Here is a 20946-nt window from a genome sequence, read left to right as displayed (position 1 = left end):
GGCCGGCGGTGAATGCCGTTTCGGCGCGCGTCATCGTCGGCATGTCCGGCGGTGTCGACTCCTCGGTGGCGGCGTGGCTGCTGCGCGAGCGCGGGGAGTCCCTGGCCGGCCTGTTCATGCAGAACTGGGACGAGGACGGCAGCGGCGAGTGCCGTGCCGAAGACGACCGCCGGGACGCCCTGAAGGTCTGCGGCCAGCTGGGCCTGCCCTTCATCGCGCGCAATTTCGCCGCCGATTACTGGTCCGGCGTCTTCGAGACCTTCCTCGCCGAGTACCGGGCCGGGCGCACGCCGAACCCCGACGTGCTCTGCAATCGCGAGATCAAGTTCAAGACCTTCCTCGACGAGGCGAAGGCGCTGGGCGCGGAGAAAATCGCCACCGGGCACTACGCCCGCGTGGACGAGGCCGACGGGCGCTGGCGCCTGCTGCGCGGGGTCGACGCCTCGAAGGACCAGAGCTACTTCCTCCACCAGCTGGGTCAGTCGCAGCTGGCGAGCACGCTGTTTCCCGTGGGCGAGCTGCCGAAGACCGAGGTGCGGGCCATCGCCGCCCGGCTGGGCCTGGCGACGGCGAAGAAGAAGGACAGCACGGGCATCTGCTTCATCGGCGAACGCGACTTCCGCGAATTCCTCGCCCAGTACATCGCGGTCACGCCCGGCGAGATCGTCGATGCCTCGGGGGATGTCCTTGGCCGCCACGACGGCATCGCGTTCTACACCCTGGGGCAGCGCGAAGGCTTGCGGATCGGCGGCGTCCGGGGCCGGCCCGACGCGCCCTGGTTCGTGGTCGGCAAGGACGCGGCCCGCAACCGGCTGGTCGTCGAGCAGGGCGACTCCCCGCTGCTGAAATCCTCGGCGCTGCGCAGCGAGGCCTTCCATTGGATCGCCGGCGAGCCGCCCACGTTCCCGCTGCGCTGCGAGGCGCAGGTGCGCTACCGCCAACCGCCGCAGGCGTGCACCGTCCTGCCCCGCGACGACCAGGGCGTGGACGTCCACTTCGACGAACCCCAGCGCGCCGTCACGCCCGGCCAATCGCTGGTGCTCTACCGTGGCGAGGAATGCTTGGGCGGCGCGGTGATCGCCGCCACCGATGCCCCGCTCGACCCGCTCCGCGCCACCGTCGCCACCCCCATCGCTCCCTTCTTCGCACCAGCGTCCCCATGATCGAACGCGTCATCGCCCTCGCCGCTCTGGCGCAATCCCTGAAGCTCGTCCAGCAGTTGGCCTCCTTGGGCCAGACCGAGCAGCACCCGGAATCGGTCCTTTTCGACAGCCTGTTCCGCTTCGAGGCCGAGGACGCCGAGACGATCTATGGCGGCACCGAGACGCTGGGCCGCGGCCTTGATCGCGGCCTTCGGGAGCTCCTCGCCCTGCTCGGGCATGGACCGAAGGATCCCGCCGTCGGCCGCATGGGCCTGACCCTTCTCGCCCTGGAACGCAGCTTCGTGCGCCACCCGACCGCCGGCGAGCGCGTCCAATCGACGCTGCGCGATGTCGAACGGCAGCGCCAGCACCTCGGCCCGATGCACCCGACGGTGATCAACCGGCTCGGCGACCTCTATGCCGAGCAGGTGAGTCCGATCGGCCAGCGCGTGCTGGTGCAGGGCAACCCGGTCTACCTCGGCCAGCCGCCGATCGTGGCCGAAGTCCGCGCCTTGCTTCTCTGCGGTCTTCGCGCCGCGGTGCTCTGGCGCCAGATGGGGGGCAGCCGGTTGGACTTCCTGCTCCGCCGCCGGGCCATGACCGAGGCGGCCCACCAGTTGCTGTCGCCGCTCGATTGAAGCCGCCCCGGAACGGGATCGCTTCCGGCATAATTCACGCCTGCCAGCGCCCCGCCGTGAGGCGGTGCGATCGGACCCTCTCGCCGCACCACCAGCCTGGAGCCATCCATGAGCGACTCCTTCGCCACCCGCGACACGCTTGCCGTCAACGGCAAGTCCTACGCCTTCTACAGCCTGCCGAAGCTGGGCCAGCGCTTCGACATCAAGCGCCTGCCCTACTCGATGAAGATCCTCCTCGAGAACCTGCTGCGCTGCGAGGACGGCGTCACCGTGAACCCGGCACACATCGAAGCCGTGGCGAAGTGGGAGCCGAAGAAAGAGCCGGACACCGAGATCGCCTTCATGCCCGCCCGCGTGGTGCTGCAGGACTTCACCGGCGTGCCTTGCGTGGTCGACCTCGCCGCCATGCGCGATGCCGTCAAGAAGCTGGGCGGTGATCCGAAGCGCATCAACCCGCTGATCCCGTCGGAACTGGTCATCGACCACTCGGTGCAGGTCGACGTGTTCGGCAAACCCTCGGCCGCCGACGAGAACGGCGTGTTCGAATTCACCCGCAACAAGGAGCGCTACAGCTTCCTGCGCTGGGGCCAGAAGGCGTTCGACAACTTCAAGGTCGTGCCGCCGAACACCGGCATCGTCCACCAGGTGAACCTCGAGAACCTGGCGCGCGTGGTCATGACCCGCACCATCGACGGCGTCGAGCACGCGTTCCCGGACACCGTCTACGGCACCGACTCGCACACCACGATGATCAATGGCATCGGCGTGCTGGGCTGGGGCGTGGGCGGTATCGAGGCCGAAGCCGCGATGCTGGGCCAGTCCTCGTCGATGCTGATTCCGCAGGTCGTGGGCTTCAAGCTCACCGGCAAGCTGCCGGAAGGCGCCACCGCCACCGACCTCGTGCTCACCGTCACCCAGATGCTCCGCAAGCACGGCGTGGTCGGCAAGTTCGTCGAGTTCTACGGCGACGGCCTCGACCAGCTGCCGCTGGCCGACCGCGCCACCATCGCCAACATGGCCCCGGAATACGGCGCCACCTGCGGCATCTTCCCGATCGACGGCGAATCGCTGAACTACCTGCGCCTCTCGGGCCGCTCGGCCGAGCAGATCGCGCTGGTCGAGGCCTATGCCAAGGCCCAGGGCCTGTGGCGCGACCCGTCGGTGGAAGCCGAGTACAGCTCGACGCTCGGCCTCGACATGGGCAGCGTGCTGCCCTCGCTCGCCGGCCCGAAGCGCCCGCAGGACCGCGTGCTGCTCTCCGACATGCAGAAGGTCTACCGCGAGTCGCTGAAGCCGATGGCTGAGGCGCGCGCCGCCAAGACCCCGGCGAAGGCCTCGGGCGAAGCCGACTTCCAGGGCACCAAGCTGAAGGACGGCGCGGTGGTCATCGCCGCGATCACCTCCTGCACCAACACCTCGAACCCGGCGGTGATGCTCGGCGCCGGCCTGCTGGCCCGCAATGCCGTCGCCAAGGGCCTGAAGGTCGCGCCGTGGGTGAAGACCTCGCTCGGCCCGGGCTCGCTGGTGGTCACCGACTACCTCAAGAAGGGCGGCGTGATGGATGACCTGGAAGCGCTCGGCTTCCACGTCGTCGGCTACGGCTGCACCACCTGCATCGGCAACTCCGGCCCGCTGCCGGAAGCCGTCTCGAAGGCCATCGCCGAGGGTGACCTCGTCGTGACCTCGGTGCTCTCGGGCAATCGCAACTTCGAAGGCCGCGTGCACGCCGAAGTGAAGATGAACTACCTCGCCTCGCCGCCGCTGGTTGTTGCCTACGCCATCGCCGGCACGACGGATCTCGACCTCTCGACCCAGCCGCTGGGCACGGGCAAGGACGGGCAGCCGGTCTACCTCAAGGACATCTGGCCGTCGAACAAGGAAATCGGCGACACCATCGCCGCCACCATCGGCCCGGAGATGTTCGCAAAGAACTACGCCGACGTCTTCCGCGGCGACAGCCGCTGGAACGCGGTGGAATCGCCGGACGGCGACGCCTACCAGTGGGACGACAGCACTTACATCAAGAACCCGCCCTACTTCGACGGCATGACGATGCAGGTCGGCTCGATCAGCGACATCCACGGCGCGCGCGTCATGGGCATCTTCGGCGACTCGATCACCACCGACCACATCTCGCCGGCCGGCAACATCAAGGCCAGCTCGCCTGCGGGCAAGTTCTTGCAGTCGCGCGGCGTGGCGCCGGTCGACTTCAACAGCTACGGCTCGCGCCGCGGCAACGACGACGTGATGGTGCGCGGCACCTTCGCCAACATCCGCATCAAGAACCTGATGCTGGGCGGCGAAGAGGGCGGCAACACGATCCACTACCCGTCGGGTGACAAGCTGGCCATCTACGACGCGGCCATGAAGTACAAGGCCGAGGGCGTGGGCACGGTCGTGTTCGCGGGCAAGGAATACGGCACCGGTTCGTCGCGTGACTGGGCGGCCAAGGGCACCAACCTGCTGGGCATCAAGGCGGTCATCGCCGAGAGCTTCGAGCGCATCCACCGCTCCAACCTGGTCGGCATGGGCGTGCTGCCGCTGCAGTTCCTCGACGGCCAGAATGCCCAGACGCTCGGCCTGAAGGGCGACGAGGTGGTCTCGATCACCGGCCTGCAGGACGGCGCCGGCAAGGTCGCGGACATCAGCGCCAAGCGCCCGGACGGCTCGGTCGTGAGCTTCAAGGCCCAGGTGCTGCTGCTGACGCCGAAGGAAGTCGAGTACTTCCGCCACGGCGGCCTGCTGCACTACGTGCTGCGCCAGCTGGCCGCGGGCGCCAAGGCCGCCTGATCGAAGCCAAGGAACGCCGCGTTCGCGCGGGCGTTCCTTGATCCACCGAAGGCCGCCTCCGGGCGGCCTTCCTCGTTGCGGCGGCGCAATGGGCGGTGATGCCGCGCCGTGCGGGCGCGCTACTTCGCCAAGGCCGGCTTGGACCAGTCAGCGCTCACCAGCACCCAGTCATCTCCCTCCAAACGCCAGACCGTCTCCACCCGCCGGGCCTCGACGCCCTCGGGAACGAAGCGGTTGCTGCCGGTCACGACGGCATCGAAGCGGGCCGCGGCGCGGTCGCCGCGGAGTTCGACGTCGACCGGCCCGATCGCGACGCCGACGTTCTGCTGCCGCAGCAGCATCAAGGTCGCGTAGCGGCGCAGGCCGTCCCGGTCCATGCCGTCGGGCCCGCCGAACTCCGGATCGACGGCCTCCAGCAAGGCTCCCGAATCGCGGGCTTCGACCGCCTCCTGCAGGCTGGTGATCCGGGCCCGGAGCGCGGCCTCATCCGGCGGATCCGCGCAGCCGGTGAGGGCCATGAGGACGAGCCATGTCAGCACGGCGAGAAGACCACGCCCCTTTCGCCACGACGAAGCGAAGAAACAGCGCGCTCGCGGCTTGCCCGATATCGCCCCCTGTGCTGCAATCGAGCGAATACTCGAAATTCCGTACGGCGCCGCACTGGCGTGTCGGGCGGTCCACGCGATAGGGGTGTTGTCGATGAGCATTGAGCGTCCTTGGTTGTCCAGCTATCCGCAGGGCGTCCCCGCGGAAATCGACGTGGACGAGTTCCCGTCCATCGTCTCGGTCCTCGACAACGCCCTCGCCAAGTACCGCGACCGTCCGGCGTTCTCGAACATGGGCAAGGTACTCACCTACGGCGACATCGACCGCCTCAGCCAGCAGTTCGCCAGTTACCTGTTGAACGTGCTGAAGCTGAAGAAGGGCGACCGCGTCGCCCTGATGATGCCGAACGTCCTGCAGTACCCGATCGCCATTTTCGGCACCCTGCGCGCCGGCCTCACCGTCGTCAACACCAACCCGCTCTACACCCCGCGCGAGCTCAAGCACCAGCTCGATGACTCCGGCGCCAGCGTGCTGGTGGTCCTCGAGAACGTCGCGCACACGGCTGCCGAAGTGGTGGCCGGAACGCAGGTGAAGCAGGTCATCGTAACCTCGGTGGGCGAGATGCTCGGCTTCCCGAAGGGCAAGGTCGTCGACTTCGTCATCAAGTACGTCAAGAAGCTGGTCCCGGACTACGACATCCCCGGCGCCGTGGATTTCCGCCACGCGCTGTCCGAAGGCGCCAAGCACACCCTGCCCTCGGTGACGCTCCGCAACACCGACATCGCCTTCCTGCAGTACACCGGCGGCACCACCGGCGTGGCGAAGGGCGCGATGCTCACGCACCGCAACCTCGTCGCGAACATGCAGCAGGCCTCGGCATGGATCGGCACGAACGCGAAGCCCGGCCAGGAAATCATCATCACCGCGCTGCCGCTTTACCACATCTTCGCGTTGACGGCGAACGGCCTCGTCTTCATGAAGTTCGGCGGCCTGAACCACATGATCACCAACCCGCGCGACATGCCCGGCTTCGTCAAGGAGCTGAAGTCAGTGCGCTTCACCGCCATCACCGGCGTGAACACGCTGTTCAACGGCCTGCTCAACACGCCGGGCTTCGACACCATCGACTTCTCCTCGCTGCACCTCACGCTGGGCGGCGGCATGGCCGTGCAGCGCGCTGTTGCGGAACGCTGGAAGAAGGCCACCGGATGCACGCTGGTCGAAGCCTATGGCCTCACCGAGACCTCGCCGGCGGCGTGCATGAATCCGCTGAGCCTGAAGGACTTCAACGGCGCGATCGGCCTGCCGATCTCCTCCACCGATGCCTGCGTGAAGGACGACGAAGGTCGCACCCTGCCCCACGGCGAGGTCGGCGAACTCTGCATCAAGGGCCCGCAGGTCATGCAGGGTTACTGGCAGCGCCCCGAGGAGACCGCGAAGGTCATCGACGCCGAAGGCTGGCTGCACACCGGCGACATGGCGAAGATGGACCCGGCGGGCTTCTTCTACATCGTCGACCGCAAGAAGGACATGATCCTCGTGTCGGGCTTCAACGTGTACCCGAACGAGATCGAGGATGTGATCGCGACGATGCCCGGCGTGCTGGAAGTGGCGGCGGTCGGCGTTCCGGATGACAAGTCGGGCGAGGCGGTGAAGGTGGTGGTGGTCCGCAAGGACCCGAACCTCACCGCCGAGCAGGTGAAGGCCTTCTGCAAGGACAACCTCACCGGCTACAAGCTCCCGAAGATCGTCGAGTTCCGCACCGAGCTGCCGAAGACCAACGTCGGGAAGATCCTGCGCCGCGAGCTCCGCGACTCCGCGACCAAAGCACAGGCCTGACCCCAAGCGATGGCTGTCGAGGAGGTTCGGCTCAACGTCAACGAACTGCAGCCCGGCATGTTCGTGTGCCGGCTTGAGGGTCGCTCGTGGGACACCACGGCGTTCCCGCTGCAGGGCGTGATGGTTCGCACCGTGGACGACATCATTGCCGTCCGCCAGCACGCCGACTACGTGTTCATCGACCGCATCCGCAGCGTCGATGGCACGCCGGAAGCCGTGCTGATGAGCCTGGACGTGGGCGGCGGCGGCAGCGGCCTGCGCCACGTGGGCGCACCGACGCAGTACCGGATCAGTGCCAGCCTCGAGGAAGAGCTCCCGCGCATCAAGTTCGCGGCGAACGAAGCGCAGAAACTGTCGCGGCGCCTGACCGCCGACCTGCGCGAGGGCCGCAAGCTGTCGATCGAAGAGATCAGCACCGCGGTCGAACCGGTCGTCGCCAGCGTCATCCGCAATCCGGACGCGTACTTCTGGCTCGCCAGCCTGAAGGAGCGCGACCCCTACGCCTACAGCCACGCGGTGAACTGTGCGGCGCTGATGTCGGCCTTCGGCCGCCAGCTCGGTTTCCCGGGCAGCGTGCTGGTCGAGCTCGCCAGTGCGGGCATGCTGATGGATCTCGGCATGGGCTCCCTGCCCGAGGGCACGGTGAACCATGCGGCGCCGCTCTCCGATGCACAGCGCGAGGCGATGAAGCGCCATGTCGAGGCCAGCCTCGCGCAGCTCGACGGCACGCCGGGCACGACGCCGCTTATCCGCAGCGCCGTGGCCCACCACCACGAACGCCACGATGGCAGCGGCTATCCCGCCGGGCGCCGCGGTTTCGAGATCCCGCTCGAAGCGCGGATGCTCGGCATCGTCGACAGCTTCGACGCAATGAGCAGCGCTCGCGTCTACCAGCCGGCGTCCGCCCGCCACCACGTGCTGCAGGCCCTTTATCGCGAACGCGACCGCCTGTTCCAGGCCGAGCTGATCGAGCAGTTCAGCCAAAGCATCGGCGTATACCCGACCGGATCGCTGGTCGAGTTGAGCAGCGGCGAAGTCGCCGTCATCACCGCGCAGAACAGCGCGCGCCGGCTGCTGCCCAAGGTCACCGTGCTGACGCGCCCGGACAAGACCTTCAACCCCGCCTTCCGACAGGTCGACCTCTGGCAGCAGCCCGAGGCGGACGGCCCGCGGCTCACCATCCACCGCGCGCTGCAGCCGGGAGCCTACGGTCTTGATCTCGCCGAGTTCTTCCTCTGACACCCCGGCGGGCTGGCCGGCGTACGAAGCGTCCGCGGCGCAGCTCCTCAAGTCCGCCTCGCCGAACGCCAGCCTCGCCCTGCTGCAGGTTCACTTCCGGCAGCGGCTGGCACTGACCGCCGCCCACGGGCAGCCGCTGACGGAATTGGCGTTCGACGAAGCCGAAGCCCGCATCGTCGCCGCGCTCCGCCCGGGCGACCACCTGCTGCGCAGCGGACACGGCGATTTCTACGTGCTCCTGCCGCGACTCCTCGGCCTCGGCCACGCCGAGCTGGCGGCCCAGCGCATCCTTCGTGAACTGGAATCGCCGATCGTGGCCGGTGGCCGCCACCTGCACCTGATGCCGACGGTGGGGGCTGCGCTCGCCACCGAACCAGGGGAATCCCCGACCTCGCTACAGCAGCGTGCGAGCGCCGCCGTCGTGCACGCGGTGCGCGAGGGCGAAACCATCGCCATCGCCCGCGAGTACACCCAGGACGCGATGGTCACCGAGCTCCGCGATGCGCTGTCGCGCAACGCGCTCGACCTCGTTTACCAGCCCATCGTCACCCTGCCCGAGCAGCGTGTCGTGGGCTACGAAGCGCTCGCGCGCTGGCGCCGCGGCGATGGCAACGAGGTCGCACCCTCGGTCTTCATTCCCATGGCCGAGGACGCCGGCCTCGCCGAGGAACTCACGCGCTGGACGCTGCAGGTCGCGCTGCGCGAGTTCGTGCCCCTGCAGCGCCGCCATCCGGAGCTCTACTGCGCCATCAACCTGTCGGCCCGCGCTTTCGACAATCCCGCACTCTGCGAGCAGGTCCTTGCCGCCCTGGCGATCTGGGAACTGCCGCCGCACAGCCTGATGATCGAGGTGACCGAGACGGCCGTGCTGCACGACGTCGGACGCAACGCCAGCGCCCTGCAGCGCCTCGCCACCGAGGGCGTGCGCCTCGCCATCGACGACTTCGGGCAGGGCTATTCCTCGTTGGGCTACCTGCGCCACCTGCCGGCCGCCATCCTCAAGATCGACCAGAGCTTCGTCGCCGATGCCGCCAATCCGCGCACGCGCGCACTGCTGGAGGCGATCTCCGGCATGGCCCACCGCCTCGACATGCGGGCTGTGGCCGAAGGCGTGGAAACGGAAGCGATGCTCGGCGCCGTGCTCGAGGCCGGCTGCGACCACGCGCAGGGCTATCTCTTCGGCCGACCTGCGCCGATCAGCCACTGGCTGCGCTGATCCCCAGCCCGCCGGGCGCGCCTCGGCGCGCCCCCGTGCCCCTCGACCGTCAGAGCGTGCAGCCCTGCAGCGACGTGCTGCCACCCAGTGCCTGCACGCTGTCGGTGCCACTCCAACGGCCGCTGACGCCCGCCGCATAGGTGGCGTCGACGGTCATGATCGACAGGCCCCCGCTAGCGTAAGAGCGTTGGAGCGTTCCTGCCGCGCGACGCGTCGGGGCTGCGGTCCGCGCGCACAGCGGGCAGAACCCGGTGAGCTGTTCAAGCGGCACGCTGGCGCTCGCGCCGCCAAAACCGGAGCGCTCCGCGGTGAGGAAGCGCGGCACGCCCGCGGCGTCGTACACGAAGGCGGCGTAGAACTCGTAGTTCGGGAACATCTGCACGCTGTAGCCCGTGCCTGCACGCGCCGGATCGAACCAGTGGCCGCTGGCGTTCACCGGCGCGCCATTGAGGCTGGGGCAGCCGCGGCCGAAGCTGGAGAAGGCCTCGCTACCCGCCTGCCCATCGAGGCGGTAGCTGAAGGTGAAGGCGTCGGCGCCCGTCGGCGTGGTCACGGCTTCGCCGACCGCGGACAGCGTGTTGCGTGAACCGTCCCACGCGCTGCGATAGACCGTGCCGCGCCACTGCCCGTTCGCGCCCGGCGCCCGTCCCTGCAGGTAGTACCAGGTCGAACTGCCGTCCTGCAGGTAGGTGTACCAAAGCCCCGCCCACTCGGCACCCGCGGGGTAAAGGAACAGGCCGTGCCCCGGACGACCGGTGTTGAAGTAGCCGCCCGGGCGCACGACCGGTGCGGTGCCAGCCACCGTGGCCCGCACGGCGACCTCGCCGATGCGCGCCGAAGGATTGGTCGGGACGATGTACCAGCGTCCCGGTGACAGGGCAGCACCGCTGACCGTCAGGGTCTGCATCGGGGCCGACGCACTCGACGCAGCGTTCGCGGCGCTGCGCGCCGGTGCGGCGGCGATGGTGGGAATGGCCACGTTAGCGACGGGCGCCGGCACGCGCGCCAGATACAGGTCGACACCTTCGCTGGCGCGCGCGGTCACGGACAGACTGCTCGCCCCCGCCGGGACGTCGATGAAGAGACGATCCTGCGCGGCTCCCGCCGGCAGGCGGAACGCCCGCTCTTCGCCGCTGGCCAAGGCGATCCCGTTCTCGACGCGGCCGGCACGGTTGACGCGCACCGGCACGCTTCCGACCGTCACGCCCGCCGCCGACTGCACGGAGACGTAGCCCACGCGGCTCTGCGTGTCGGCAAGGCCGGGCGCGTTCCAGCCCATGCGCAGCGGGAACGCGGCACGAGCGGCGATGTTGCCCGGCCCGGTCGCGACCAGACTGCCGTCACCGGCATCCATCGGCACCTCGAAGGTCTCGACGCGTGCGGTGTGCGCGACGCTGCCCGCGTTCACCACCAGCATCCAATACATCACGTTTCCGCAGTTCGGCACCGTGACGGCCATTTCGCAGCGTTCCGCCGTGGCCGACATGCCGGCCGAACAGCGCAGTTCGTTCGCGGAGGCCCGCCCGTCGCGATTGCTGTCAATGCCGAGGTAAACGTCGACGTTGCCGGACGAGAGCGAGCGAGCATCGACCAGCACGCGCCAGTCGCGGGCCGTCGGCGCCGATGGCAGCACCCGCAGCGACAGTTCCGCGTTGCCAGCGAAGGGCAACCATGGCGTCGGGTCGACCGCGAGCGGGTATTCCGAGACCTGGGCCTCCACCAGCGGGCTGGCGACGAAACGCGCCGATGGCAGGGCGCGGACATTGGCCGCACCGAGGTCCTGGTAGCCGCTGCCCGAGGTCACGGCTAGGGTGATCGATTCGGCGATGGGACGGACGACGATCGCGACCTCGCCCTCGGCGCAGGCACCGCCACCACAGACCCGATAGCGCAGTGAATCCTCGCCGCTGCGGTCGGCGGTCGGCTGGTAGACGAGAACGTCGTCCGCCACGGTGCCCGTCGTACCCGAGCCATTGATCGATGCGGAGCCCAGCACCGGCGCGCGGAGTATGGTCAGGGTCCCATCCACGAGCTCCGCCGCGGGAATGCGGTCGTTGGCGAGCACCCGCAGGCTCAGCGCGGCCGAGTTCTCGGTGACGACGAAGCGGTCGGCGACGGTCTGCACCGCGGCGGCAAGGGGGCCCGCAACCGTCGCAACGAGGGTGATGAGGAGGGAAGAGGCGGCCCACGCCACTCGCGGGCGGGCGGGCAGGACACGGCGCTCGGGGGCGCGGGCGGTCGTCGGCATGCACGTCTAGGCAGTCAGCAGGCCTTGGACTCTAGCAGTGCGAACTGCGTCACACACCAGCTTCGTCAACGGATGTGAAAAAACGTGAGGCGCCCCACACTTCTGTGGCGCATATCACATTTTCTTGCGTTTCCCGACGAGTCTCAGGCCTCGGGGCGCATGTACGGGAACAGCAGCACGTCGCGGATTGAGGCGCGGTCGGTGAGCAGCATCACCAAGCGATCGATGCCGATGCCCAAGCCGCCGGTGGGGGCCAGGCCCACTTCCAGTGCGCGGATGTAGTCAGCGTCGAAGTGCATGGCTTCGTCGTCGCCGGCGTCCTTGGCTTCGACCTGCGCCTTGAAGCGCGCCGCCTGGTCTTCCGGGTCGTTGAGCTCGGAGAAGCCGTTCGCGATCTCCTTGCCGCCGACGAACAGCTCGAAGCGGTCGGTGATGCCCGGCTCGGTGTCGCTCTCGCGGGCCAACGGGCTGACTTCCACCGGGTAGTGCGTGATGAAGGTCGGCTGCACGAGGTTTCCCTCGACGAGCTTCTCGAAGAGCTCCAGCAGCAGCTTGCCCCAGCCGTAGGACGGCTTCACGTGCACGCCGTGGCGGGCGCAATGCTTGGCCAGCGCCTCGCGGTCGCGGCAGTCGGCGGCGGTGATCGTCGCGTCCGCTTCGCGCACGGCATCGTCCATGCGCCAGCGACGGAACGCGGGACCGAGGTCGATCGCCCTGCCCTCCCACTCCAGCGCGGTGCGGCCGAGCACCTCCTGTGCGACGTCGCGGATCACGCCTTCGGTGAGGTCCATGATCTCGGTGTACGTGGCGTAGGCCTCGTACAGTTCGAGCATCGTGAACTCGGGGTTGTGCCGCGTCGACACGCCCTCGTTGCGGAAGTTGCGGTTGATCTCGTAGACGCGCTCGAAGCCACCGACGACGAGGCGCTTCAGGTACAGCTCGGGCGCGACGCGCAAGTACAAATCAAGATCCAGCGCGTTGTGGTGCGTCATGAACGGCTTGGCCGTGGCGCCGCCGGGGATGTAATGCATCATCGGCGTCTCGACCTCGAGGAAGCGCCGTGCGTCGAGCCAGCGGCGCATCGCACCGATGATCCGCGAGCGAAGCACGAACACCTCGCGCGACTCCTCGCTGACGATGGTGTCGACATAGCGCATGCGGTAGCGCTGCTCCACATCGCTCAAGCCATGGAACTTGTCCGGCAGCGGGCGCAGCGCCTTCGTGAGCAGGCGGATCGCCGTGGCCTTGACCGACAGCTCACCGGTACGCGTGCGGGTGAGGCCGCCTTCGACCGCGACGATGTCGCCGATGTCCCAGCCCTTGAAGGCGTCGTAGCTCTCACCCAAGTCGGCGCCGACGAGGTAGAGCTGGATGCGGCCCGTCATGTCCTGCAGCTGCGCGAACGCGGCCTTGCCCATCACGCGCTTGGCCATCAGGCGGCCGGCGATGCGCACCGAGCGGCCACCGGCTTCCAGCGCCTCGGCCGTCCACTGGTCTTTGTCGGCGAACTCGGCCTGCAGGTCGCCGGCGTAATGCTCGCGCTTGGCGTCGTTCGGGAAAGCGACGCCCTGCCCGCGCAGCGCCGTCAGTTTCGCGCGGCGCTCGGCGATGAGCTTGTTCTCATCGAGGGCGTTTTCGGCGGCGGGCGTCGGCTGGGCGTTGGGTTGTTCGGACATGGGGGCGTCAGGCGGATGAGGTTGGGTGCAGGAAGGAAGCAATGCGTCGGCAAACGCCGAGGGCCGCGAGGGCGATGCGGTCAGGCCGCATCGCTCCGTTTGGCGCCGACCTCGAGGCCGGCCTTCAGGCTCGCCTCGACGAATTCGTCGAGGTCGCCGTCGAGCACTTTCTGCGTGTCGGAACGCTCGATGCCGGTGCGCAGGTCCTTGATGCGGCTCTGGTCGAGCACGTAGTTGCGGATCTGGCTGCCCCAGCCGATGTCGGACTTGGTCGCCTCGACGGCGTCCTTCTCGGCGTTGCGCTTCTGGATCTCGAGCTCGTACAGCTTCGCGGCGAGCATCTTCATCGCGGTGTCGCGGTTCTGGTGCTGGCTGCGGCCGTTCTGGCAGGCCACGACGATGCCGGTCGGCACGTGCGTGATGCGCACCGCCGATTCGGTCTTGTTCACGTGCTGGCCGCCGGCGCCCGAGGAGCGGTAGACGTCGGTCTTGAGGTCGGCGGGGTTGATCGTGATGTCGATGTTGTCGTCGACTTCCGGCGAGACGAACACCGAGGTGAAGCTGGTATGCCGGCGGTTGTCGGAGTCGAACGGCGACTTGCGCACGAGGCGGTGCACGCCCGTCTCGGTCTTGAGCCAGCCGTAGGCGTAGTCGCCCTCGATGCGCACCGTCGCCGACTTGATGCCGGCCACGTCGCCGCCGCTGACTTCCATCAGCTCGGTCTTCCAGCCGCGCGATTCGCACCAGCGCAGGTACATGCGCAGCAGGATCTCGGCCCAGTCCTGCGCCTCGGTGCCGCCGGCACCGGCCTGGATGTCGACGAACGCGCTCGCCGCATCCATCTTGCCGCTGAACATCCGCTGGAACTCGAGCTTCTCCAGGTGCACCTGGGCGGCATCGACATCGGCGACGACCGCGTGGAAGGTGTCCTCGTCGCTCTCCATCTCGGCGAGTTCGAGCAGCTCGAGCGCGCCGGTGAAGCCCTCGTCGAGCGTCTTCAGGCCATGCACGACCTTCTCGAGCGCCGCGCGCTCGCGGCCGAGGCCCTGCGCCTTCTCGGGCTCGTTCCAGATCGTCGGGCTTTCCAGCTCGCGGCTGACTTCCTCTAGACGTTCGACCTTCTGGTCGTAGTCAAAGGTACCCCCTCAGCACATCCAGCCGGCCCTTGAGGTCGGCGATGCGCTGGCGCACGGGATTGGTCTCCATGGCGCGTTCTCGTGTTCGTGAAAGACCGCGGAGTTTATCAGGCCGCGCGGCGAGCCCGGGCTCAGGCCACCCACCAGTGCCGGACGAGGAGCTGCACGTCGCGCCGACCGCGGAAATCGTCGAGGTCGAGGCCAAAGGCCAGGCGCACGCGAGCCGGCGGTGCGCCGAGGGCGGCGCCCCCGAAGTGGATGGCGTTGACCGGGCCGAGGCGGCCCGGCATGCCGAGTTCGAACTTGAGATGGCGCTCGGCCAGGACTTTCCATGAGCGCACTTCGAACTCGCCGTCGAACAGCGGCTCGGGGAAGCCCTGCCCCCACGGCCCGGCCAGGCGCAGCGCTTCCGCGGTCGGCCGGTTCAATTCCTGCGGCGCGAGCTCGCCGTCGGACCACAGCTCGGCCTCGCGCAGCTCATCGGTGAGCCGGCGTGCCACAGCAGCCTCGAAGGCGTGACGGAACGTGTCGAAGTTCGCGGCGTCGAGGCTCAGGCCGGCCGCCATCGCGTGGCCGCCATAGCGGAGGATGAGCCCGGGATGCAGAGCATCGACATCCGCCAGCGCGTCGCGCACATGCACGCCGGGAATGGAGCGGGCGGAGCCGCGCAGGGTCGTCGAACCCGCATCGGCAGGCGCGAAGGCGATCACCGGGCGGTGCAGCTTTTCCTTGAGCTTCGAGGCCACCAGACCGACCACACCGGGATGCCAGCTCTCGTCGCGCAGGCAGTACGCATCATGCCCGCCCTCGGGCAGCGGCAGCGCCAGGGCCGCGGCTTCGGCATCGTCCACCATCTGCTGCTGAAGCTCGCGGCGCTCGGCGTTGATGGCGTCGAGCTGCTTCGCGAGCTGCATCGCGCGTTCGGCGTCGTCGGTGAGCAGGCACTCGATGCCGAGCGTCATGTCCTCGAGCCGGCCCGCGGCATTGATGCGCGGCCCGATCCCGAACCCGATGTCCGTCGCCGTCAGCACCGGCAGACGGCGCTGGGCGACCTCGGCCAAGGCCAGCACGCCCGGCTGTCCGCGGCCTTCGCGCAGGCGCTTGAGGCCCGCGGCGACCAGCAGGCGGTTGTTGTCGTCGAGCTGCACGAGATCGGCCACCGTGCCAACGGCCACGAGGTCGAGAAGGCTGGAAAGATCCGCGTCTGCGCCGGCTTCACCGCGTTCGCGGAGCCGCGCGCGCAGCGCCAGCAGCAGGTAGAACACCACGCCGACGCCGGCCAGCGCCTTGCTGGGGAAGCCGTCACCGCGCAGGTTCGGATTGACGATGGCATCCGCCGCCGGGAGGGCGTCGCCCGGCAGATGGTGGTCGGTCACCAGCACCTGCCAGCCGCGCGCCTTCGCCGCCGCCACGCCGGGCAGGCAGGCGATGCCGGAGTCGACGGTGATGACGAGGTCCGGCGCGATCGGCGCCAGCTCCTCCTCGACCAGGGCCGGCGACAGGCCGTAGCCGTGGGCGATGCGGTGCGGCACGCGGTAGGACACCCGCGTCGCGCCGAGCAGGCGCAGGCCGCGCACCGCCACCGCCGTGCCGGTCGCGCCGTCGCAGTCGAAATCGCCGACCACGACGAGGTGGGCATCGCGACGCAGCGCGCCATGCAGAAGATCGACAGCGGCGTCGATGCCGCCCAACTGCTGCGGGGCCAACAGCTTCGCCAGCTTCAGTTCGGCCTGTTCGGCGGAAGCGATGCCCCGCGCGGCGTACAGCCGCTGCAGCAGCGGCGGCACGTGGGACGGCCAGTCGCCGACGGCCGGGACGGCGCGGCGGCGCAGGGTCGGCGATGCCGTCACGCGAAGCCCTTGAAGGCTGGCTTCCAGAACCGCCAGCGCTGGGCCGGCTCAAGCGTGACCAAGTGGCCGTCAGCGAAATCGAGGCGCAGGGCGGCGAAGGCGCCCTGCCCCATCGACGCCATCGCCAGAGCGACCAGATCGTCGATGACCGACCAGCGCCGCTCGGCACGAAGGTCGATCAGGCCGGGTTTCGTGGCATCGACGCGATCACTCACCGCGGCGCCGGCCGCCTGCGCATACGCCGCCAGTTCGGGATCGGCGGTGGCGACATGCCCTCGGGGGCCTTCGACCTGGTCGGGCAGACCGCCTTCGCCCCAGAACCACAGGCTGTTCGCCGGCGGCAGGCCGCGGCGAGCGCGCTCCGCATTGACCGGATGCTGGTGCATCAGCACCTGCGCCTCGCCCATCAGGCTGCGCCAGCGACGCGCCTCGGGGCCCTCAGGCAGGTAAGGAAAGGCGTCATCGCCGAGCGCCGCCAGCGGGTGCGGAAAGGACGGCAGGCGCGTCTCGCGCGGGCACTGCACCGACCACGCCTCCGCTTCGCGGGCTTCGAAGACGTAACCGAAATCGCCGAACAGCGGCTTCAGCGGTGCCATCAGCGCCGCGGCGTCCTCCGCCGTGAGCCCGAGGTTTCCCCAGGCCATCAGCCGCGCCGTGGTGAGGTCGGGCTGCAACCACACGGGGTCGGCACGCAGCCATTGGAACGGCTGCACGTCGCCCTCGTGCCTCAAGCGCCGCTCCATGAGGGCGGCGCTGGGCCATTGGCCCACCGGACGCAGGCGGAAGGGCCGACGCAGCTGGGCGAGTTCGCCCGCCTCGGCATCGTTCGTTGCCGCACGCCCAAGGGCCTTCGCGACAGCGGGCGATGGACCCTGGCCGGCGAAGTACCGGCGAGCCGGAAGCAGCAGCGTCAGCACGGGGTCAGGGGATATAGCTGACGCCGGTGATCTCGAACTCGCGCTGGCCGCCCGGCGCCTCGATGGTGACGGTGTCGCCTTCGTGCTTGCCGATCAGGGCGCGCGCCACTGGCGAGGAGATCGAGATCAGGCGCTGCTTGATGTCGCTCTCGAGGTCGCCAACGATGGTGTAGGTGACCTTGTCATCGGTATCGACGTCGGCCAGCTCGACCGTCGCGCCGAAGACGATGCGCGAGCCCGCGTTGAGCGAGGCGATGTCGATCACCTGCGCGTGCGAGAGCGTGTACTCCAGTTCCTTGATGCGGCCTTCGACGAAGCCCTGCATCTCGCGCGCGGCGTGGTACTCGGCGTTTTCCTTGAGGTCGCCGTGGGCGCGGGCCTCGGCGATCGCCTCGATGATCTTCGGGCGATCGACGGTCTTCAGCTTCTCGAGCTCGTCGCGCAGGCGCGTCGCGCCCTTGCTCGTCAGCGGGGCTCTCATGCGTTCAGTTCCTTGTGCAGTTCCTGCAGCGAGGTCACGCGCGGGTTGTTGCGCGCGTCGATCGCCCCCACCAGTGCCCGGGCCCCAGCCACCGTTGTCGAGTAGGTGACGCGGTGCTGCAGCGCCTCGCGCCGGATGGAGAAGGAATCGGCGATGGCGACCTTCCCCTCGGTGGTGTTGATGACGTAGCTGATCTCGCCGTTCTTGATGAGATCGACGATGTGCGGGCGGCCTTCGGCCACCTTGTTGATGCGCTCGACGGCGAGGCCTTCGGCGGCGAGGAACTTCGCCGTGCCCTCGGTGGCGACCAGCTTGTGGCCGCGCGCCAGCAGGTCGCGCGCCACTGGCAGAAGTCGCTGCTTGTCGGCATCACGCACCGAGCAGAACACCTTCTTGCCCGGCGCCGGCGCCTTGATGTTGGCCGCTTCCTCGGCACGCGCGAACGCGTCTTCGAAGGTCGGGCCCACGCCCATGATCTCGCCGGTGGAGCGCATCTCGGGCCCGAGGATCGGGTCGACGCCCTGGAACTTCGCGAACGGGAAGATGGCTTCCTTCACCGAGAAGTACGGGGGGATGATCTCCTTCGTCGCGCCCTGCTCGGCCAGCGTCATGCCGGCCATGCAGCGCGCCGCGATCTTCGCCAGCGGGCGCCCGATGGCCTTCGAGACGAAGGGCACGGTGCGCGAGGCGCGCGGATTCACTTCCAGCAGGTAGATCGTCTCGCCCTGGATCGCGAACTGCGTGTTCATCAGGCCGACGACCTTCAGCGCGCGGGCCAGCTCGGCGACCTGTACGCGCAGGCGGTCCTGGATCTCCTTGGACAGCGAGTACGGCGGCAGCGAGCAGGAGCTGTCGCCCGAGTGCACACCGGCCTCCTCGATGTGCTCCATGATCCCGCCGATCAGGACATTGCCGTCCTTGTCGGCGATCACGTCGACGTCCACCTCGACGGCGTTGTCGAGGAAGCGGTCGAGCAGCACCGGCGAGTCGTTCGAGACCTGCACAGCCTCGCGGATGTAGCGCGAGAGGTCCTCGTCGGAATACACGACTTCCATGGCGCGGCCGCCCAGCACGTAGCTCGGGCGCACGACCAGGGGGTAGCCGATCTCCTTGGCGTGGGCCAGCGCCTGCTCGGCGTTGCGGGCGGTGCGGTTCGGCGGCTGCAGCAGGCTCAAGCTCTCGACCAGCTTCTGGAAGCGCTCGCGGTCCTCAGCGAGGTCGATGCTGTCCGGCGAGGTGCCGATGATCGGCACGCCGTTGGCCTCGAGCGCGCGCGCCAACTTCAGCGGCGTCTGGCCGCCGTACTGCACGATCACGCCCTTCGGCTTCTCGAGGTCGACGATCTCCAGCACGTCCTCGAGCGTCAGCGGCTCGAAGTACAGGCGGTCGGAGGTGTCGTAGTCGGTCGAGACCGTCTCCGGGTTGCAGTTGACCATGATGGTCTCGAACCCGTCCTCGCGCAGCGCGAGCGCCGCGTGCACGCAGCAGTAGTCGAACTCGATGCCCTGCCCGATGCGGTTCGGGCCGCCGCCCAGCACCATGATCTTGTCGCGGTTCGTCGGATGGGCCTCGCACTCGTCCTCGTAGGTCGAGTACATGTAGGCCGTCGACGTGGCGAACTCGGCGGCGCAGCTGTCCACGCGCTTGTAGACCGGACGCACGCCGAAGGCGCGGCGCAGCGCGCGCACGGCCGACTCGTCGGTACCGACCAGTTGGGCGAGGCGCGCGTCGGAGAAGCCAGCGCGCTTCAGGGTGCGCAGGCGCGGCTTGTCGAGGCCGGCGAGGCCACCGGCAGCGACGTCGCGCTCCATCGCGATCAGTTCCTCGATCTGGTCGAGGAACCACGGGTCGATGTACGAGAGCTTGTAGACGTCGTCCACCGAGAGGCCGGCGCGGAAGGCCTCGCCGACGTGGAACAGGCGCTCCGGACGGGCGTCCTTGAGCTCGCGCTTGATGCGGGTCAGGCCTTCCTCGCCCTTCGTCGCGTCACCGGTGGGGTCGAAGCCGACCTTGCCGATCTCAAGGCCACGCAGGGCCTTCTGCAGCGATTCCTGGAAGGTGCGGCCCATGGCCATCACCTCGCCCACCGACTTCATCTGCGTCGTGAGGCGGGCGTCGGCGGCGGCGAACTTCTCGAAGGCGAAGCGCGGGATCTTGGTGACGACGTAGTCGATCGAGGGCTCGAACGAGGCCGGAGTCAGGCCGCCGCTGATGTCGTTCTTGAGCTCGTCCAGCGTGTAGCCGACGGCGAGCTTCGCCGCGATCTTGGCGATCGGGAAGCCGGTGGCCTTCGAGGCCAAGGCCGAGGAGCGCGACACGCGCGGGTTCATCTCGATGACGACCACGCGGCCGGTCTGCGAGTTGATGCCGAACTGCACGTTCGAGCCGCCGGTATCGACGCCGATCTTGCGCAGCACGGCGATCGAGGCGTCACGCAGGCGCTGGTATTCCTTGTCGGTGAGCGTCTGCGCGGGGGCGACGGTGATGCTGTCGCCGGTGTGCACGCCCATCGGGTCGAGGTTCTCGATCGAGCAGACGATGATGCAGTTGTCCGCGGTGTCGCGGACCACTTCCATCTCGAACTCCTTCCAGCCGAGCACCGATTCCTCCACCAGCACTTCGCTGGTGGGCGACAGGTCGAGGCCGCGGGTGACGATCTCGACGAGCTCTTCGCGGTTGTAGGCGATACCGCCGCCGCTGCCGCCGAGCGTGAAGCTCGGACGGATGATGGTCGGGTAGCCCACCGTGGTCTGGATCTCGATGGCCTGCTCGAGCGAACGCGCCACCTGGGCCTTCGGGCACTCGAGGCCGATCTCCTTCATCGCCACGCGGAACAGCTCGCGGTCCTCGGCCATGCGGATGGCCTCGCGCGAGGCGCCGATCAGCTCGACGCCGTACTTCTCCAGCGTGCCGGCGTCGGCCATGTCGAGCGCGCAGTTCAGCGCGGTCTGGCCGCCCATCGTCGGCAGCAGCGCGTCGGGCTTCTCCTTCGCGATGATGCGTTCGACCGTGGCCGGGTTGATCGGCTCGATGTAGACGGCGTCGGCCATCTCCGGGTCGGTCATGATCGTCGCCGGATTGCTGTTCACCAGCACGACGCGATAGCCCTCTTCCTTCAGCGCCTTGCAGGCCTGCGCGCCGGAGTAGTCGAACTCGCAGGCCTGGCCGATGACGATCGGGCCGGCGCCAATGATCAGGATGGTCTGGATATCAGTGCGCTTCGGCATG

General features: G+C 68.7%; 14 protein-coding genes. 6 read left to right on the top strand and 8 right to left on the bottom strand.

The genetic code is table 11. The annotated features are described in order from the left end of the window. The first annotated feature begins 8 nt into the window (after nucleotides 1-8). The 3 genes from mnmA (at nucleotide 9) to acnA (ending at nucleotide 4570) form a co-directional block, all read left to right on the top strand. Nucleotides 9-1163, top strand: coding sequence for a tRNA 2-thiouridine(34) synthase MnmA (gene mnmA, locus O9280_RS16565; protein ID WP_298345388.1), 1155 nt, complete (start codon nucleotides 9-11; stop codon nucleotides 1161-1163). Continuing rightward, a complete protein-coding gene (locus tag O9280_RS16560; RefSeq protein WP_298345385.1) occupies nucleotides 1160-1780 on the top strand; it encodes a lysogenization regulator HflD in 621 nt (206 codons plus the stop codon). The genes mnmA and O9280_RS16560 overlap by 4 nt, the downstream gene beginning before the upstream one ends. 108 nt (nucleotides 1781-1888) lie before the next feature. Beyond that, on the top strand, nucleotides 1889-4570 hold the full coding sequence (gene acnA / locus O9280_RS16555; RefSeq protein ID WP_297866355.1) for an aconitate hydratase AcnA: 2682 nt from the start codon (nucleotides 1889-1891) through the stop codon (nucleotides 4568-4570). A gap of 119 nt (nucleotides 4571-4689) precedes the next feature. On the opposite strand, the gene O9280_RS16550 is transcribed toward acnA, so the two are convergent. Further along, nucleotides 4690-5277, bottom strand: coding sequence for a nuclear transport factor 2 family protein (locus O9280_RS16550; RefSeq protein ID WP_298345382.1), 588 nt, complete (start codon nucleotides 5275-5277; stop codon nucleotides 4690-4692). Here O9280_RS16550 and O9280_RS16545 point away from each other — a divergent pair. From O9280_RS16545 to O9280_RS16535, 3 genes are read left to right on the top strand one after another with little or no spacing between them, the layout of a single operon-like run. Further along, nucleotides 5270-6955: a long-chain fatty acid--CoA ligase gene (locus O9280_RS16545; protein ID WP_298345379.1), complete on the top strand. Its 1686-nt coding sequence runs from the start codon at nucleotides 5270-5272 to the stop codon at nucleotides 6953-6955. The genes O9280_RS16550 and O9280_RS16545 overlap by 8 nt on opposite strands. Before the next feature lie 9 nt (nucleotides 6956-6964). Continuing rightward, a complete protein-coding gene (locus O9280_RS16540; protein WP_298345376.1) occupies nucleotides 6965-8194 on the top strand; it encodes an HD-GYP domain-containing protein in 1230 nt (409 codons plus the stop codon). After that, nucleotides 8169-9410 carry a GGDEF domain-containing phosphodiesterase gene (locus tag O9280_RS16535; protein WP_298345373.1) on the top strand — a complete coding sequence of 414 codons (1242 nt, stop codon included), beginning with the start codon at nucleotides 8169-8171 and terminating at the stop codon, nucleotides 9408-9410. The genes O9280_RS16540 and O9280_RS16535 overlap by 26 nt, the downstream gene beginning before the upstream one ends. Before the next feature lie 49 nt (nucleotides 9411-9459). On the opposite strand, the gene O9280_RS16530 is transcribed toward O9280_RS16535, so the two are convergent. The 7 genes from O9280_RS16530 to carB form a co-directional block, all read right to left on the bottom strand. Next, nucleotides 9460-11658, bottom strand: coding sequence for an Ig-like domain-containing protein (locus tag O9280_RS16530; protein ID WP_298345370.1), 2199 nt, complete (start codon nucleotides 11656-11658; stop codon nucleotides 9460-9462). A gap of 143 nt (nucleotides 11659-11801) precedes the next feature. Next, nucleotides 11802-13334, bottom strand: coding sequence for a lysine--tRNA ligase (gene lysS / locus O9280_RS16525; RefSeq protein ID WP_298345367.1), 1533 nt, complete (start codon nucleotides 13332-13334; stop codon nucleotides 11802-11804). Between the two features lie 80 nt (nucleotides 13335-13414). Continuing rightward, nucleotides 13415-14540, bottom strand: a protein-coding gene (prfB, locus tag O9280_RS16520; protein ID WP_298345364.1) for a peptide chain release factor 2 whose coding sequence is annotated in 2 segments (ribosomal slippage) — nucleotides 13415-14467 and nucleotides 14469-14540 — 1125 coding nt in all. Because the reading frame shifts where the segments join, the coding sequence is not laid out codon by codon here. A 61-nt stretch (nucleotides 14541-14601) separates the two neighbouring features. Then, nucleotides 14602-16302 carry a single-stranded-DNA-specific exonuclease RecJ gene (gene recJ, locus O9280_RS16515; RefSeq protein ID WP_298345475.1) on the bottom strand — a complete coding sequence of 567 codons (1701 nt, stop codon included), beginning with the start codon at nucleotides 16300-16302 and terminating at the stop codon, nucleotides 14602-14604. Nucleotides 16303-16316: 14 nt separating this feature from the next. Further along, nucleotides 16317-17237, bottom strand: a complete 921-nt coding sequence (locus tag O9280_RS16510; protein ID WP_298345361.1) for a phosphoglycerate mutase — start codon at nucleotides 17235-17237, stop codon at nucleotides 16317-16319. 4 nt (nucleotides 17238-17241) lie between these two features. Continuing rightward, nucleotides 17242-17718 (bottom strand): transcription elongation factor GreA, encoded by a 477-nt coding sequence (greA, locus tag O9280_RS16505; protein ID WP_298345358.1) that lies wholly within the window; start codon nucleotides 17716-17718, stop codon nucleotides 17242-17244. Next, nucleotides 17715-20945, bottom strand: coding sequence for a carbamoyl-phosphate synthase large subunit (gene carB, locus O9280_RS16500; protein ID WP_298345354.1), 3231 nt, complete (start codon nucleotides 20943-20945; stop codon nucleotides 17715-17717). The genes greA and carB overlap by 4 nt, the downstream gene beginning before the upstream one ends. Nucleotide 20946 lies beyond the last annotated feature (1 nt).

The sequence above is a fragment of the Silanimonas sp. genome, assembly GCF_027531545.1.
Classification (GTDB): domain Bacteria; phylum Pseudomonadota; class Gammaproteobacteria; order Xanthomonadales; family Xanthomonadaceae; genus Silanimonas.
Note: the sequence above shows the minus strand (reverse complement) of the source record. Positions and strands in the feature narration are given on the sequence as shown.

Coding starts and splice junctions, on each gene's coding strand:
- O9280_RS16560 (WP_298345385.1), top strand. CDS start 1,160: ATGATCGAACGCGTCATCGCCCTCGCCGCTCTGGCGCAATCCCTGAAG.
- acnA (WP_297866355.1), top strand. CDS start 1,889: ATGAGCGACTCCTTCGCCACCCGCGACACGCTTGCCGTCAACGGCAAG.
- O9280_RS16545 (WP_298345379.1), top strand. CDS start 5,270: ATGAGCATTGAGCGTCCTTGGTTGTCCAGCTATCCGCAGGGCGTCCCC.
- O9280_RS16550 (WP_298345382.1), bottom strand. CDS start 5,277: ATGCTCATCGACAACACCCCTATCGCGTGGACCGCCCGACACGCCAGT.
- O9280_RS16540 (WP_298345376.1), top strand. CDS start 6,965: ATGGCTGTCGAGGAGGTTCGGCTCAACGTCAACGAACTGCAGCCCGGC.
- O9280_RS16530 (WP_298345370.1), bottom strand. CDS start 11,658: ATGCCGACGACCGCCCGCGCCCCCGAGCGCCGTGTCCTGCCCGCCCGC.
- lysS (WP_298345367.1), bottom strand. CDS start 13,334: ATGTCCGAACAACCCAACGCCCAGCCGACGCCCGCCGCCGAAAACGCC.
- greA (WP_298345358.1), bottom strand. CDS start 17,718: ATGAGAGCCCCGCTGACGAGCAAGGGCGCGACGCGCCTGCGCGACGAG.
- carB (WP_298345354.1), bottom strand. CDS start 20,945: ATGCCGAAGCGCACTGATATCCAGACCATCCTGATCATTGGCGCCGGC.